Below are 15220 nucleotides of genomic sequence, written 5' to 3'. Positions count from 1 at the left end.
CCAAAAACCATTGCGCTTGCCGCGCCAACATCGCGGTTCACTTCGACCGGAACTTCAAGCTCCCGGCGCTGACGCGCGGGAGCTCGGGCATTTGGAGGCCTCGCCCGGAATCGAACCGGGGTGCAAGGATTTGCAGTCCTCTGCGTAACCACTCCGCCACGAGGCCTCGTTGCTCCCGGCGTTCCACCCGGTTCCAATAGGTTGCGGCGAAAATGCCGTCAAGCGGCCACGGCGCATTCCGTGTCTCGAATTGTCGCCGCGCCGGCCGCGACCGCCACATTAGGCAATTGTTAAACATGCAAAGCATGGTCTGCGGTTGCCGGAAACTCGAAACCGCAATCTTGCGTTAGGTAGACAGAAGGGAGCCGCCCATGCGTCGGGCCGTGGCAGACCGGGAAACGACCGCATCGCGCAGATTGTCGCTGCTGAGATGCGAGGAGCTTGCGCGCCACGCCATCGACCGCCTCAGCATCGAAGGCGCGAGCCGCCTTTCGCCGCACGATCGCGCTCGCCTGGCTTCGGTCGCGGCTGTTCTCAAGGACATTTGCGAGGGCCTGGAAAAGCGCTCGGGCCACTAGACTCTCAGTTGGGCCGCCGCCGCCGCTCCCACCACACGACGAATCGGCGCCGCTGGCGGCGCACTAGGGCGAACTCGTAGGAAAGCACCAGCAGGCCGAGCGGGATCATCCAGAAACCCAGGATCGGCAGGAAGCCGAGAATGCCGAAGAAGACCAAAACGACGCCGATCGCTACCCTGAGGCCACGCGAACGCGGCATGGTGAACTCACGGCCGAACACCGTGATTTTCCGCGCCGGTGCCTCATTGTCGCCTGCTGCAGTCATGTCGAAAGTTGATCCGTTTCCCAAGGAATAAAGGCGTCTGCGGGCAAAGGCGGCAATCGCCTTTTCGGTTCCGCGCCCCTGCCAAGACGGCTAATATGAGGGCACCAGTCGACGATTGCGAGAAACCGCCCCGCGAAAAAGCCGCGAAAAAATGCGAAATGCTGCTTTGCAAAGCCGAAAAGGGCAGCTATAGGCTGCGCCACTCACATGAGAGCTCTGTTCCCCGGTAGCTCAGTGGTAGAGCAACCGGCTGTTAACCGGTTGGTCGCTGGTTCGAATCCGGCCCGGGGAGCCAACAATTCCATAGACTTAGCCGACGCCAGAATTAGCCAAAAATTGGCATAGGTACGCCCTGCGCGTTTGCTTGCGGGGAATCTCCGTCGCTAAGATCGACCCGTTAGAGCCGAGCCCCCAGGGGGGATGCACCGTCGCTGGACAAAGAAGGCCCGGAAGCCGAAGCCGCCGTCAATAGCCAGTTGGAATCCACGGGTTGATGTCAAACCCTAAGCGCGGATAATGATCCAGGAAGTTTGCGGCCCGATTTGACGGTCGCGCAACAACGGTGCCTGTCGATTTGCAATCCAGTTTCGGGGCCTGTTTGCTGCCAGCCTTCATATGAGCTGCAGAACACGAGGTTGCAGCCTGAGCGGTGGCCACCTTTTTCTTCTCTTTCGCAACAGCTGCTCCGGTGGCGGCCAATACCATTGCTACGCCAAAGACAACGAGTTTCATTGAAACGCCCTCATCCCTGCACAATCCGATATGATTGCGCCCAGCTAATGTTACGTCAACCACATTTTGTCGGCAGTTGGCCAATCTGACATGCGCCCCCGGAACAAAAGTGGTGGGCGCCCATTCCACTTTTGAAGGGACCGCAAACCGAAAGGATGCGGCGACATGGCCGAAATTTTCAGCTTTGAAATTGCAAAGGCTCGTTATTGAGGCACCGTCACCATGCTGTTTGAACCGCTTGATGGGCAAGGCCAAAAGCGAAGCGCAATGTACCATGCCGCCCGGCTGGAGATGTTGCACAAGCGGGTTGTGAAGCGCATGGAGCAAACCGACCATACTGCTGAAACGGTCAAGGACGCGGCGGAAATACTCGCCGATGCTGTTCGGCCCGCCGGAAGCACACAAACGCTCGGCATGTGATTCCGTCCCTGCGACGGCGCGGCATGCGCTCATGGCAACCACCCGGCGACGACGTGTGACAGGCTGTAGCCAACTGTGACGGAACCTTCACAGCCGGGAGATGTTTCACCTGCCTGTAGCTCAAACCAGCACAGCGAGGTTGTCCCGTGATCCCGAATCCGAACTTTGATGCGATTGCAGATGCAGAGGAGCGCATACACTGCGCCGAACTCGCACTTCAGCGCACAGAAGAGATGCTGGCCGAAAACATCGCGCTCCGCCGCAAGATGCGATGTCTGGTCGATGCCGCAAACCAAGAGATCGATCCCCCCAGCAATGAAGGACGTCGCGCGGGCTGAACCAGGCTGGCCTCGCGCTCGTCGTCGCCTTCTCGCATGTCGCCGCCGTCCATCTCGCCGTCTTCGACCCATGCGGTGTCGTCGAGCTTCCCGGCGAGCCGCTGATCAGTATGGTTCGTCCAGCCGAGCGATGAGCCGGCGTCGGGTTCATCGCCGAGAATGGCGGCGGCGCCGGGGTGAGGCTGCGGAAAGGGGGATGAGCAGGTCAAGCGCGGGAGTGGCCGGCCGGTCGAGCGTGCAGCCCGTTTTTGTAAATCCGCTCTAGCACGTCACGAGCAGACTCGGCGCGCTCCCGTGTGCAGCCCATAAGTATTTTCCCGCCCAAGCTTGCGGGCTCGCCAGTGACGTCATCCCAAACCATCCAACCGCCAGTCGGTTCAAGAATGCAACTAAATCTACCTGGGCTTTCTTCCATCGCCCCATTCCCAACATGGACGAAGCGTTTCATTATTTTAGCAGCCACGCAAGTAATGGCCAGCGAGAGATCACTACCTCATTTGATCAAGGTTAATTTGCGAAACAGAGGAATTCGCGGGCGGCTAAGGTGTCGGCGAGAGTTTTTGAGGCATGGCGATCTTGCGCAACTCGCCGAAGTCAGACGGACCGGCATCGTTGAGCACGATGATTTCGCCATCGATGATGGCGCTTCCATCTCGAGCTGGCCGCCCGCGTTGGCGAGGTCGCGATATTTCGAGGTCCAGTCGAGGCCGCGGCGCGTGTAGATGCGCACACCGTCCGCGTCCCTGACGATTTGAGAGCGATAGCCGTCGAACTTGACTTCGTGAATCCATCCCTCGCCCTTGGGAGGCTTCTCCACCAAGGTAGGAATTAGTGGCGGGACAAACGTCAAACGCATGCATTGACTGGCAAACCGCCAGTCAATTAGCATGCGCTTAATTAGTTCCGGGACATTTTAACGAATCGTTGACCGCGCTGTCCCAGAATAGGACGGCGCGGTCAAACCCCAACCCGACCTGCGCAGGCGGCTCCGGCAACTTAGGCCCACCCACACTTGTCGGAGCCGCTCCCACACTCGTTCATAATACCAGCAATGGTTGAACCAACTGTTACCGCACGTGCTTTCCAGTACGCTTTCGCAGTGGTTAAACTTTGATGGACTGCGCCGTTGATCACGAGCCCAGCTCGCGAAGCGCATTACCACTGTGTTGGAGCCTGCCAGTGGCCCGCGCCCTGTTTGCAGGGCACGAGCCGACCGAAGAGGGACTCTCAGTCAGCGGCAGATGCCAGTGAGACCCAGCAGCCTTTGGCTCAACAAGGCATTGCCAGCGAAGTTCCAACGCAAAAAAGCCCGCCGGCCGAAGCCAGCGGGAAGGGTCTGGAGTAGCCAGATTGGGGTCTGGCAGATTGAAAACGCTCAGATGCGGCGATTGTTTCGGGGTTTGCTGAAGTGCGGAACGGCACAGGGCCATTGCCAGAACCGAACGGGCCGAAACAGCCCTTTGCATTACGCTCTAACACCCTGAGGCTACCGCTTAGGTAGGAGCCTAACTGCCCGGCCCGTCGTGTAAACTCGCGCTGGTGAGGTCGCTCCGAGGAGGTTTCCGATGCGTCCAATACTCATCGTGATTGCCCTGGTAGCCTGCTTTTTCCTCTGGGACATGCTAGCCAACAAAGGCTTGTATACCGCGCAGGTGGAACGCAGCTTCCGGGAGGCGATGGCCGATCTGCCGACCGGTTACAAGCGTTGAATTCTGCCCGCAGCCTTACCAGCGCGCGTTTCTGTCGGCCACTGTCCTACACCGGCGAAGCGCCTGGAGGCGCAAGGTAGGACTCATCTCCCGCCGAGACGATCTCGACCCTCGCAGCACCAACGTGGGTCACCAGCGACCCATCGTCGATACAGCCGCAAATGGGTATCGTAGATTGTAGACTGAGCGACCGATAACTCAATTGCTGACCCTGCTTACGCTCTATTTGGTACTCACCACTGCTGGTCAACTTTGTTAGGCTCACGCCGTGGTTGCGGAATCCGGCAACGCGGTGCGCACGCGCTTTGTGCCTCCGATCGAAGCAAGGATCGCGCGTGACCAGTGAGTCGTGGAGGTCCAGTCATGGATCGTGTCCAGAGGCCCAAGGCGGATTGCCACAGCCCTGCATTCCCCGGCGGCAACCGACTATTCTCAACCGTGGCAGCCTTGTTTCATGACCACAGCAAGAGGTCACGCGGCGCCACGATAAGCCTCATCCCGTTCTGCCTCATCCTGTTATTTGGTGTCCCGGCAAGAGGTCAATCGGCGACCGACGACAAGCTCGTTCCTCAAGACACTGTCGAGGTGAGTGTCTCGGGGTGGGATGCCTTGCGCGGCGGCGTAACCGAGGGCGCGGAGCTTAACGGTGCTTTTACGATCGATACAGCCGGGAAGCTGGATCTTCCCGCCATTGGGCAACTTCCGGCCGCAGGTCTGCGTGAGAGTGAATTGGCAAAGCTGATTACCGATCGCCTACAGGCCAGAAGTGGGTTCGACGTGCGTCCAGTTACGACCGTCCAGCGCAGGCAATCGGCAGCGTCTTCGGCCCCAGCCAAAGTCGAGGGGCGCCCACTGGCGGCGCTACCAGACATCAACGGTTCTCGCGCAGCGCGCGAAGAACTCGATACGATGCGACGCGGCACCGCCGACGCAGGCGTGAGGGCGCGTGCTGTTGTAGAAGCAACGGCTCTTCAGGGACGAGCCCTTGAAGAGCAGAAGCAAAGAGCCGAACTGCTCGCGCGGGATCTGGCGATGGCGCAGCGCGAAGTCGAAAGCTTGCAAGCCAAAGCCGTTCTCGCCATCCGCGAAAAGTTCGCCGCTCTCGGAGCGCACCAGGCTGCGGAGGCTTCGCTGTCTGGAGCGAGGCGCGCGCTTGACGAGGAGCGGCAGAAGGTTGAGCGCTTCGAACGCGATCTTGCCGCGGCGCACCAGTCTCTCGATGCTCTGGAGGTAAGCGGAAAACTGGCTGCCGCTGCACAACTCGACGGCATTCAGCGCCGCCAGGCTGCAGAGGCCGCCGCAAAGCGGGCCGGCGAAGCGCTCGTATTGGAACGCGAAAGAGCCGATGCTCTCGCGCTCGATCTCACTGCTGCCAGCCAGGATCGCGACGCGGCAAAGGAAGAAGTCGCCCGTCTCTCCGCTGCTTTGGAGCAACAGCGCGAAACAGCCGTTGGCCTGGCCCGCGACCTCATTGCGGCGCGCAACGAGATCGACATCCTGAAAGCTCGCGATGCGCCCCGCGCTCAAACCATCGAGCTCAATCCCGCTCCCAAAGCACGCGCGATGGATCGCGCAGGTACCAGTACACTCGCAAGGAAGCAGACTCGATCAACCCATGAACCTCAGGGGCGAGAAATCCGCAAAGTGGCGGTCCGCAAGTCATCGCAACCTGTTCCGCTGACGACGATTACGCTGCCCGCCACGTTGCTCCCGACGCGGGCGCCATTGCGCCCAGCACAAGGAATATGGTGATGCGCAAGTATCTGGCTTGCGCATTGACGATCGCAGTTGCGATCGGGCCTGCTTCTGCTCTTGACGCGGGTCTTGGCGGCAACGTCGGTGGCGTCGGGGTCAGCGCCGGTCTGGGCGTTGGCTCGAACGGCGCCTCGGTCGGCGTTGGCGCGAGCGTCGGCGGGATCGGGGGCGCAAACGTTGGAGGGTCGGTCGGCACGGGATCGCTTGGCGCCAACGTTGGAGCCAGCACCAACCTCGGCGGCGTAAGCGGCGGTGTTTCGACAGGCCTCGGAGCTCCGAGCGGTACGACAAGTGGGGGCACTGCGTTGGGGGGTACCACAGGGCCAGCCAGTGTCGAAGCCGGCAAGAAAACGGCCGCCCTGGTCATGAACAAGGGCGCGCAACACGCAATCGTCCTGCCACGCAACCTCCGGCCTTCCAAAAATGGTCGCGACATGTTCGGTCGGGCCACTACAGGTTATCCCATGCTACGACTTCAGGTGCCGTTAACGGCGATACCTGGCACTCCGCCTGCCGTGGTTCGCGTCTGCCGCCAGGCGATCATGTCGGCTGCGACGCCACTTGGTGCCTTGCGTGTGCACGTAGTCAGTGCAGGTCCCCTGCGCCGACATCGTCGCGGCGCCCTCACCGCACCGATTGAGGTGCGCATAGACTATGCAAGGCAAGGCGGCATCGAGGTTCGCCAGGCGCGGGTCGGATGTCGCCTCGATGCGGCGGGCAAGGTCGTCGCGGTGAAATAGGTTTGATGAATCTGGCGCGTGCATCCTCGGCACGGCTTGATCTCGTCCCGGCGCCATCCCTGGAGGCGCCGGTGGCAAAGGTCGTTGTTCCTAAGAAACTCGATCGTCGAGTTGGCCTTGGTCGCCGTCTTCTTCACGCAGTTGGCAACACTCACCAGAATTCCAGTCGACTATTGCGAGCAGCCGGGATTGAGGGGTTTCGCCCCGCGCGCGAGCAAACGACCCGCGCGGCACCGCCGCAGCAAGCCGTCAGCCGTCGGGGAATGGCCGGTGCGGCTTGCAGCCTTCGGGGGACGAACATCGCACCGGCCACTGCGGTGGGCTTATGGGTTCCTCCCGCACCGCCAATTTTACCGGCATATTAGCAACCACGCAATTAAGCCTATCGGTGGTTCTCAGGCGTAGGGGGCGCCGTCCCCCTCCCGTCCCATCGGATGAAAGCTGCGTCCTTGCCGGTGATGTCCTTCATCGATTGGTGTGACTGTGCTCGCCGAAATGTTCGTGGCAAGCTCGCCGGGCGAGAACCCCAACCGCCTCTACTCCCGACGAGCCTGGCCGGGATTAACCGGCAAGCACGTCCACGCAAGACGGATGCCAGTCATTGTTTCCCGAAATGGGACTCCTTCGGCTGATTTGAGCGGCGGCCGATGCGGGTTCCGGTGGCCAAAGCGGCGGGCGGCAAGGCCAGCGACGGTCAAAAACGTCGGCCTGCGCATCTTGCAGGAAATGCTGGTGACTTATCTGTTTGGCTGCCTTTGGTTTGCCGCGGTTGTCAGTCTTTTCGTTCAATCGAAGCGTGACGCCATTCGCGGCGATGTGAGCACTAAATGCAGAAACCTTTCGTCATCCGCACGGCCATCCTGCTGTGGGCATGCTTGTCTTGCCTGGTGGCGCTGCAGTGCCTTGTCGACCTTGGCATGCTGGGCTTTCCCGATGGCTACATAACGCCATACGCGATGGCAACCAGCGAGTTCCTGCGCATTCTCGCCTGGGCATGCCTGGTTCAAAGTCTCTATTTCTTTTGCCGAGGGCTGTTCGGCAAACGCTTCGCGCCCGTCCTTCTGTTGCTGCAAGTCGTGATCGCAGCTGCATTGACTGCGATGCCAATCCTCATCGTGAAAAACTGCCCCCGCTCTCAAACATGCAGCAGCGCCTATCAGGCGCTCACCAACACGATGATGGACGATGGCGCGGGCGGATGACGCTTGGCGCGGCTTGCGCGCGCATCCTGGCTACGCGATGGTGAAGCAAAATCTGGGAGGAACGATGCGAAAGATCATGGCATTGTCGCTGCTGTTCGCAGCCACGCTATCTGCAAACCCCGCCTGGGCGCTCGATGCCAGCGGCACGCCTGTGGTGGTGACCCCGCTTGCGTCACGCACGGAGACAGCCTCCGGCCAGCCGATCACCTTGCCACAGAAAAACGTCCAGGTTCTGGTTTCCACGTTTGACGTCGCGCCCGGTGCGACCTTGCCGGTCCACAAACACCCGTTTGCCCGCTATGCCTATGTCCTGGCCGGCACGCTGAGAGTTACGGGCATTGAGAGCGGCAAGAGCAACACCTATCAGACCGGCGATTTCATCGTCGAAATGATCGGACAGTGGCATCAGGCCACCAATATCGGCGCCGGCCCGGTCAAACTGCTGGTGATTGATCAGGTTGAAGCAGGCGCCAAGAACACGGTGCTGCGCCAGTAGTTTTCGGTAGCGCCCTGCAGGCGGGAAATCGTGGAAGGGGAATTGCGTGCCTAGGCAAAGTGGCTGCAAGACGCTTCAACGCTTGTCCGCCATTGTCCTTCTGGCCGGCATCATCGTGCTGATGGGAGGAGCGGGTACGGCGGTTGCATCATCGAAAAGGCCGTCGAAATACGACCACATCGTTGTCGTGATCATGGAGAACCATTCCTTTGATCAAATTTTCCAGACAAAGGAAGCCGCCTATTTGAAGAAGCTGGCAAAGGGAGGCGCCCTGTTTGACAACTCCTATGGGGTTGCCCATCCCAGCCAGCCCAATTATTTCGCGCTCTTTAGCGGCTCGACACAAGGCGTCCACGACGATGGCTTGCATAGCTTCGCAGCGCCGAACCTAGCCGCCCGTCTTCATGCCCACGGGAAGACATTTGCCGGCTATGTCGAAGCCGGATCCCCGCGAAAACACAATCCTTGGGAATCGTTTGTGGACGCAAAGGGTTTTGGCAAACCCTTGGCCGCTTTTCCCCGCGACTACGCGAAACTGCCGTCGGTCAGTTTCGTGATCCCCAATCTCACAAATGATATGCATGACGGCACGATAAGCCAGGCGGATGTCTGGCTGCAAAGCCACCTTGGCGGCTATGCCAATTGGTCAAGGGCAAACAACAGCCTGTTGATAGTGACGTTCGATGAGGATGACTACAGCGCCAGAAACCGCATATTTACGGTATTGTATGGGTCTGGAATTGAACCGGGGCGCTACTCCGAGAAGATCGACCACTACACGGTATTGCGAACCATCGAATACATTGAAGCCATAGCTCCGCTCGGCACCAGCGCCGCCAGAACGGTGATCGGCAGTGGTTGGAGGCGGCGCTAGGTCGGGCGTCAAGCGGGCATTTGCGCAGCAATTTGGCGGTCCGCAAACCGCGAAACGAGCGCGTGGTAGTCGACCGCTGCCAATTGCCTGACACCATCCAGCACCATGCTGCCGGCGACATAGACGATAACCGCCAGGCCGAGCCAGCCGATCCAGCGGTATCTGGCAAGCAGCGCCGCCACCAGCGTCGAGGCAACCGCCATCAGGACCACCGACAGGATGAGGCCAAAGATCAGCGCATCCATGTCGTCGCTGGCCGCACCCGCCACGGCGAGCACATTGTCCAACGACATCGAAACGTCGGCGACGATGATCTGGATGATTGCCGTGCGCAACGCCTTGGCCGCCCGCCCCACCGCTGAGGCGGGAGCAGCACCGTCGTCGCTCTCCCCGGCAGAGCGTAATTCGCCGAACATGTTCCAGCATACCCAGAACAGCAGCAGGCCGCCGACGAGCATGATCCCAGGGATTTCCAGCAGCTCCACCGCCACCACAGCAAAGACGATCCGGATCACCGCCGCGGCCGCAATGCCGGCGACGATCGCCTTCTGGCGCAGTTCCTTCGCCAGGCCGGCGGCTGCCATGCCGATCACCACGACATTGTCGCCCGACAGAACGAGATTGATGGTGATGACTTCCAGATACGCCGCGATCGTCGCCTCGTCGACCTGGAAGGGCATTCAACAAGCTCCGTGGAAGGGCCTTGCGGGCGGACTGACCAGACGAGCGATTGACCCTTGAGCTTGAGCGAGTCGTTCAAAGTCCACAATGGCGAAAAGACGTCGTCGTTGCCTACCATCTGGTGCTTGTGGCGCCAGTATCAAAAACAGTCAAAGGCAAGGCTCGTCGGGCGGGGAGATATCCAGCCCTATTATCCGGCTTTCGCAGCTATCGGCCCGATGCTACCGCTTGCGCGACTGGAATCAGCAATGGATTGGCCACTTTGACCCCCAACAACAACGCGCGCTTGCCGCTGATCGAAATCTGCGTCGAAGGCATCGATGGCCTGCTGGCCGCGCAAGCCGCCGGCGCCGACCGCGTCGAACTCTGCGCCAGCCTGGTCGAAGGCGGCATCACGCCAAGCCTCGGCACGGTGCGCGCAGCACTTGAGCTGGCGACCATCCCCTTCCACGTCATCGTGCGGCCGCGCGGCGGCGATTTTCTCTATGGCGAGGCGGAATATCGTTCGATGCTCGCCGATGTCAGCGCGCTGAGAGATCTCCGCGTGGCCGGCGTCGTCGTCGGCTGTCTCAATGCCGACGGCAGCATCGACGAAGAGCGCATGAGCGAACTGGTGCGGGCGGCCGGCCCTTTGAACGTCACCTGCCACCGCGCCTTCGACATGACGCGCGACCCGGCCGAGGCGCTCGAAGCGCTGATCCGCTGCAAGGTCGGCCACGTGCTGACCAGCGGCCAGCGCGAAACCGCAATGGAAGGAGCGGATTTGCTGGCGGATCTGGTCCGCCAGGCCGGCAACCGCATCATCATCCTCGGCTGCGGCGCGCTTGACCCCGAAAATATCGCGCAGGTGCTGGCAAAAACCGGGCTCACGGAGATGCATTTCGCCGCGCTCACCGACGTGCCGAGCGCGATGGCCTACCGCAACCCCGACGTCGGCATGGGCGGCACCGACCTCGGCCGCGAATACCGCACCACGGTCACCGACCAGGCGCTGGTGGCGGCGACGATCGCGGCAGTGAGGGCATGACAGCCGCGCCCGCTCCGATCATCAGCCGCGTCTCGGCAGAAGACGAACCGGCAATCCTCGCGCTCAACAACCAGCATGCGGCCGAACTGTCATGGCTCGAGCCCGAGCGGCTGTCCTTCCTGCTCGGGGAGGCGTTTTACGCCCGCCGCATCGGGGCGCTCGAAGCCTTCATCATGACCTTCGACCAGGATGCAAACTACGACAGCCCAAACTTCCTCTGGTTCCGCGAGCGCTACCAGCGCTTCGTCTATGTCGATCGTGTCGTCGTCGCCGGCGCGGCGCGCGGCCGCGGCCATGCTCGCCGGATTTATGAGGATCTGTTCGACCACGTCTCGGGCGCCGGCCACACCATCGTCACGTGCGAGGTCAATGCCGAACCGCCCAACCCCGCTTCGGATGCGTTCCACGCCGCGCTCGGCTTTGTCGAGGTCGGCGACGCGGTGATCCACGGCGGCAAGAAGGCGGTGCGCTACTATGTCAGGCAGATCCCTGCCTGAACCGGCAACGCCGGCACTGGCCACGCAAAGAAGCGATGGCTAAAATAGGCTTTTCCGCCAACCAGGGCGAAACACCATGCCGAGCAACGTCTTTCGCTTCGACGAGAACTGGGACATTCCCGAAGCAACGCCGCAAGAGGTTTGGGACGTGCTGTCCGACGCTGAACTGCTGCCGCTCTGGTGGGGCGATGTCTACAAAGAGGTCGTGCCCCTCGACAAGAAGGGCAAGGGCGTCGTCGGCTCAAGAGCCAGGGCCCGGGCGCGCGGCGCCCTGCCCTATGAATTGAATTTCATCGTCGAGGCGGTCGAAATGGATCCCGGCAGACTTGTCGGGGTCAAGACGATCGGCGACTTCGACGGGCTGTGGCGGGCCGAACTGTCGCCGTCGGGCACAGGCACCCATGTCAAACTGACCTGGCAGGTGACGGTGCTGCGACCAATCCTGAAGTTCCTGGCGCCGCTGCTGCGGCCTGCCTTTGCCTGGAACCACCGCTGGACGACGCCGCGCGGAGAAGCCGGCCTGCGCCGCTATCTGGCGGCGCGCAAAGGTATGGCAGCATAGCCAAGGTTTTGCGCGCGACGCCACGAAAAAGGGGCCGCGAAAGCCCCTTTCTATTCTCAGGATCGCAAGAAATCAGACGTTGGCGGCAGCCACAGCGCGCTTGGCCATCACGGCGATCAGATTGGCGCGGTAGTCCGCCGAGGCGTGGATGTCGGTCATCAAATTCTTCGCCGAAACCTTCACGCCTTCCAGCGCCGAAGCCGCGAAGTTCTTGGCCAGCGCTGCCTCGATCTCCTTCGAGCGGAAGACGCCGTCATCGCCGGCGCCGGTGACGGCAACGCTGACCCCATCCTTGCCCTTGGCCACGAACACGCCGACGATCGCGTAGCGCGACGCCGGATTGCGGAACTTTTCGTATGCCGCCTTCGCCGGCGCGGTAAAGCTCACCGCGGTGACGATCTCGCCCTCCTTCAGCGCCGTCTCGAACAGGCCCTTGAAGAATTTGTCGGCAGTGATCGCGCGCTTGTTGGTGACGATGGTGGCGCCCAGCGCCAGCAATGCTGCCGGATAATCGGCCGCCGGATCGTTGTTGGCGATCGAGCCGCCGATCGTACCTCTGTGGCGCACCGCCGGGTCGCCGATCAGCGACGCCATATGGGCGAGCGCCGGGCAGGCCTTGCGCAGCTTCTCGTCATTGGCGACGTCGTAATGCGTTGTGGCAGCGCCGATGGTGATGGTCTTGCCCGACACTTTGACGCCTTGCAGCTCCTTGATCCGCGACAGGTCGACGAGATCGGAAGGTGCGGCAAGCCGCGTCTTCATGGCCGGGATCAGCGTCATGCCGCCCGACAACAGCTTGGCGTCGCCCATCTTGATCAGCTTGGCGGCTTCAGAGACCGAGGCGGCCCGGTGGTAGTTGACCGAATACATGCTTGTTCCTCCTCAGTGTTTCGTCGTCGTGCGGATCGCAGCCCACACCGTGGACGGCGATGCCGGCATGGCAAGATCGTTGGTGCCGATGGCATCGGTGATGGCGTTGATCACTGCCGGTGGCGAACCGATAGCGCCGGCCTCGCCGCAACCCTTGATGCCGAGCGGATTGCCGGGGCACGGCGTGTTCGAGGTCGAGACCTTGAACGACGGCAGGTCGCCCGCGCGAGGCATCGTATAGTCCATATAACTCGCCGTTAGCAGTTGCCCGCTGGCGTCGTAATGGGCGCCTTCCAGCAAGGCCTGGCCAACCCCTTGCGCGATGCCGCCATGCACCTGCCCTTCGACGATCATCGGATTGATGATGTTGCCGAAATCGTCGGCGGCAACGAACTGGATGATCTCGGTCGTGCCGGTTTCCGGATCGACCTCGACCTCGCAGATGTAGCAGCCGGCCGGGAAGGTGAAGTTCGACGGATCGTAGAACGCCGTTTCCTTCAAACCGGGCTCCATGCCGCCCGGCAGATTGTGGGCGGTGTAGGCGGCAAGCGCCATCTGGAACCACGGCACGGTCTTGTCGGTGCCGGCAACCTTCAGCGCGCCGTTCTCGATGACGATGTCGCCCTCGTCGGCCTCAAGCAGATGGGCGGCGATCTTCTTGGCCTTGGCCTCAACCTTGTCGAGCGCCTTGACGATGGCCGACATGCCGACGGCGCCCGAGCGCGAGCCGTAAGTGCCCATGCCCATCTGCACCTTGTCGGTGTCGCCATGGACGATCGAGACACTGTCGAGCGGCACGCCGAAGCGCTCATTGACCAGCTGCGCAAAAGTCGTCTCATGGCCCTGGCCGTGGCTGTGCGAACCGGTCAGCACTTCGATCGTGCCGACGGCATTGACCCGCACTTCCGCTGATTCCCACAGGCCGACACCGGCGCCGAGCGAACCCACCGCCGCCGACGGCGCGATGCCGCAGGCCTCGATGTAGCAACTCATGCCGATGCCGCGCAGCAGCCCCTTCTTGGCCGCCGCGGCCTTGCGCTTGGCAAAGGCGGCATAGTCGGAAGCCTTCATTGCTGCGTCGAGCGAGGCGGCATAGTCGCCAGCGTCATAGCACATGATGACCGGCGTCTGGTGCGGGAACGCAGTGATGAAATTCTTGCGACGCAAGTCCGCCGGCGAAACGCCGAACTGCCGCGCCGCCGTCTCCATCAGCCGTTCCATGACGAAGGTCGCCTCCGGCCGCCCTGCCCCGCGATAGGCATCGACAGGGGCTGTGTTGGTGTAGATCGCCTTCACATTGGCGTGGATCGCCGGGATGTTGTACTGGCCCGACAGCAGCGTCGCATAGAGATAGGTCGGCGTCGCCGACGAGAACAGCGACATGTAGGCGCCGAGATTGGCTTTTGTCTCGACCTTGAGACCGAGGATCTTGTGATCCTTGTCAAAAGCCATTTCGGCGTGGGTGTGATGGTCGCGGCCATGCGCATCGGTGAGGAAACTCTCGGTGCGGTCGGCCACCCATTTGACCGGCACGCCGGTCTTCTTCGAGGCCCACAGGCAGACGATCTCTTCGGGGTAGATGTAGATTTTCGAGCCAAATCCACCACCGACATCGGGTGCGATGACGCGCAGCTTGTTTTCCGGTGCGACATTGTAGAAGGCGCTCATCACTAGCCGCGCGACATGCGGGTTCTGCGACGTCGTCCAGCAGGTGTAGTGATCCTCGGCCTTGTCGTAGTGGCCAAGCGCGGCGCGCGGCTCCATGGCGTTGGGAACCAGCCGGTTGTTGATAATGTCCATCTTGACGACATGGGCGGCCTTCTTGAAGGCGGCCGCGGTGTCGTCGGCATTGCCGATGTCCCAGTCGAAGATCAAATTGTTGTCGGCTTCCGGATGGATCTGCGGCGCGCCCTTGTCCATCGCCTTGGAGGCATCGACGACCGCCTTCAGTTCCTTGTAGGTGATCTCGACAGCTTCGGCCGCGTCGCGTGCCTGGCCCTTGGTTTCCGCCACCACGATGACGACCGCATCGCCGACATAGCGCACTTTGTCGAAGGCCAGCGGCGACCATGCGCCCATCTTCATCGGCGAGCCGTCCTTGGAGTGGATCATCCAGCCGCAGATAAGGTTGCCGATGCCGTCGGCCTTGAGTTCCTTGCCGGTCAGCACGCCGATGACGCCGGGCATGCCTTGCGCCTTCTTGACGTCGATCTTCTTGATCTGCGCATGCGCGTGCGGGCTGCGAACGAACGCCGCATGCTTCATGCCTGGAACCACCATATCGTCGACATAACGGCCGGCGCCGGTGATGAACCTTTTATCTTCCTTGCGCACGACCCGAGCGCCAATACCTTCAATGCCCATCGCAGAAATTCCTCCCGAATTGTAGGGGAGTAGGTGAGTAGGGCAGTAAGGCAGTAGGGAAATTGGCTCCTGGTTCCCTACTGCCTTACTGACCTACTGCCCTACTGCCT

General features: G+C 61.5%; 17 protein-coding genes and 2 tRNA genes. 11 read left to right on the top strand and 8 right to left on the bottom strand.

All coding sequences use genetic code 11. From position 1 onward, the window contains the following. Window positions 1-92 precede the first annotated feature (92 nt). A tRNA-Cys gene (locus tag AC1DX6_RS13035) sits at window positions 93-166 on the bottom strand. Between the two features lie 205 nt (window positions 167-371). Here AC1DX6_RS13035 and AC1DX6_RS13030 point away from each other — a divergent pair. After that, window positions 372-578: a hypothetical protein gene (locus tag AC1DX6_RS13030; RefSeq protein WP_477313901.1), complete on the top strand. Its 207-nt coding sequence runs from the start codon at window positions 372-374 to the stop codon at window positions 576-578. Between the two features lie 4 nt (window positions 579-582). Here the strand turns inward: AC1DX6_RS13030 and AC1DX6_RS13025 are convergent, their stop codons facing one another. Continuing rightward, a complete protein-coding gene (locus AC1DX6_RS13025; protein ID WP_477313899.1) occupies window positions 583-843 on the bottom strand; it encodes a hypothetical protein in 261 nt (86 codons plus the stop codon). A gap of 220 nt (window positions 844-1063) precedes the next feature. Here AC1DX6_RS13025 and AC1DX6_RS13020 point away from each other — a divergent pair. Beyond that, window positions 1064-1138 (top strand) — tRNA-Asn (locus tag AC1DX6_RS13020). 170 nt (window positions 1139-1308) lie between these two features. Here the strand turns inward: AC1DX6_RS13020 and AC1DX6_RS13015 are convergent. The 3 genes from AC1DX6_RS13015 to AC1DX6_RS13005 all read right to left on the bottom strand — a co-directional run bounded on the left by AC1DX6_RS13015 (window position 1309) and on the right by AC1DX6_RS13005 (window position 3189). Then, window positions 1309-2028 carry a hypothetical protein gene (locus AC1DX6_RS13015; protein ID WP_477313897.1) on the bottom strand — a complete coding sequence of 240 codons (720 nt, stop codon included), beginning with the start codon at window positions 2026-2028 and terminating at the stop codon, window positions 1309-1311. 184 nt (window positions 2029-2212) lie between these two features. After that, window positions 2213-2542, bottom strand: coding sequence for a hypothetical protein (locus AC1DX6_RS13010; protein ID WP_477313895.1), 330 nt, complete (start codon window positions 2540-2542; stop codon window positions 2213-2215). Window positions 2543-2826: 284 nt separating this feature from the next. Next, entirely contained in the window at window positions 2827-3189 is a 363-nt protein-coding gene (locus AC1DX6_RS13005) for an ATP-dependent DNA ligase (protein ID WP_477313893.1), read from the bottom strand. Between the two features lie 709 nt (window positions 3190-3898). Here AC1DX6_RS13005 and AC1DX6_RS13000 point away from each other — a divergent pair. The 6 genes from AC1DX6_RS13000 (at window position 3899) to AC1DX6_RS12975 (ending at window position 9109) form a co-directional block, all read left to right on the top strand. Continuing rightward, window positions 3899-4042, top strand: a complete 144-nt coding sequence (locus AC1DX6_RS13000; RefSeq protein ID WP_477313891.1) for a hypothetical protein — start codon at window positions 3899-3901, stop codon at window positions 4040-4042. Between the two features lie 363 nt (window positions 4043-4405). Further along, a complete protein-coding gene (locus AC1DX6_RS12995; RefSeq protein WP_477313889.1) occupies window positions 4406-5794 on the top strand; it encodes a polysaccharide biosynthesis/export family protein in 1389 nt (462 codons plus the stop codon). After that, complete coding sequence (locus AC1DX6_RS12990; protein ID WP_477313887.1) at window positions 5794-6537, top strand: hypothetical protein; 744 nt, start codon at window positions 5794-5796, stop codon at window positions 6535-6537. The genes AC1DX6_RS12995 and AC1DX6_RS12990 overlap by 1 nt, the downstream gene beginning before the upstream one ends. A gap of 827 nt (window positions 6538-7364) precedes the next feature. Beyond that, window positions 7365-7739 (top strand): hypothetical protein, encoded by a 375-nt coding sequence (locus AC1DX6_RS12985; RefSeq protein ID WP_477313885.1) that lies wholly within the window; start codon window positions 7365-7367, stop codon window positions 7737-7739. Between the two features lie 64 nt (window positions 7740-7803). Continuing rightward, window positions 7804-8235 carry a cupin domain-containing protein gene (locus AC1DX6_RS12980; RefSeq protein WP_477313883.1) on the top strand — a complete coding sequence of 144 codons (432 nt, stop codon included), beginning with the start codon at window positions 7804-7806 and terminating at the stop codon, window positions 8233-8235. Window positions 8236-8317: 82 nt separating this feature from the next. Beyond that, window positions 8318-9109 (top strand): alkaline phosphatase family protein, encoded by a 792-nt coding sequence (locus AC1DX6_RS12975; RefSeq protein ID WP_477313881.1) that lies wholly within the window; start codon window positions 8318-8320, stop codon window positions 9107-9109. 8 nt (window positions 9110-9117) lie between these two features. On the opposite strand, the gene AC1DX6_RS12970 is transcribed toward AC1DX6_RS12975, so the two are convergent. Then, a complete protein-coding gene (locus AC1DX6_RS12970) occupies window positions 9118-9789 on the bottom strand; it encodes a YjbE family putative metal transport protein (RefSeq protein ID WP_477313879.1) in 672 nt (223 codons plus the stop codon). 254 nt (window positions 9790-10043) lie between these two features. On the opposite strand from AC1DX6_RS12970, the gene AC1DX6_RS12965 reads away from it, so the two are divergent. The 3 genes from AC1DX6_RS12965 to AC1DX6_RS12955 all read left to right on the top strand — a co-directional run bounded on the left by AC1DX6_RS12965 (window position 10044) and on the right by AC1DX6_RS12955 (window position 11876). Further along, window positions 10044-10817, top strand: a complete 774-nt coding sequence (locus tag AC1DX6_RS12965) for a copper homeostasis protein CutC (protein WP_477313877.1) — start codon at window positions 10044-10046, stop codon at window positions 10815-10817. Next, window positions 10814-11314, top strand: a complete 501-nt coding sequence (locus AC1DX6_RS12960; protein ID WP_477313875.1) for a GNAT family N-acetyltransferase — start codon at window positions 10814-10816, stop codon at window positions 11312-11314. Before AC1DX6_RS12965 ends, AC1DX6_RS12960 begins: the two co-directional genes overlap by 4 nt. Before the next feature lie 76 nt (window positions 11315-11390). Beyond that, on the top strand, window positions 11391-11876 hold the full coding sequence (locus AC1DX6_RS12955) for an SRPBCC family protein (protein ID WP_477313873.1): 486 nt from the start codon (window positions 11391-11393) through the stop codon (window positions 11874-11876). Window positions 11877-11948: 72 nt separating this feature from the next. Here the strand turns inward: AC1DX6_RS12955 and AC1DX6_RS12950 are convergent, their stop codons facing one another. Further along, entirely contained in the window at window positions 11949-12746 is a 798-nt protein-coding gene (locus AC1DX6_RS12950; RefSeq protein ID WP_477313871.1) for an FAD binding domain-containing protein, read from the bottom strand. Window positions 12747-12758: 12 nt separating this feature from the next. Beyond that, complete coding sequence (locus tag AC1DX6_RS12945; protein ID WP_477313869.1) at window positions 12759-15110, bottom strand: xanthine dehydrogenase family protein molybdopterin-binding subunit; 2352 nt, start codon at window positions 15108-15110, stop codon at window positions 12759-12761. Window positions 15111-15220 lie beyond the last annotated feature (110 nt).

It is taken from the genome of Mesorhizobium sp. P2_C4 (genome assembly GCF_056404575.1).
Note: the sequence above shows the minus strand (reverse complement) of the source record. Positions and strands in the feature narration are given on the sequence as shown.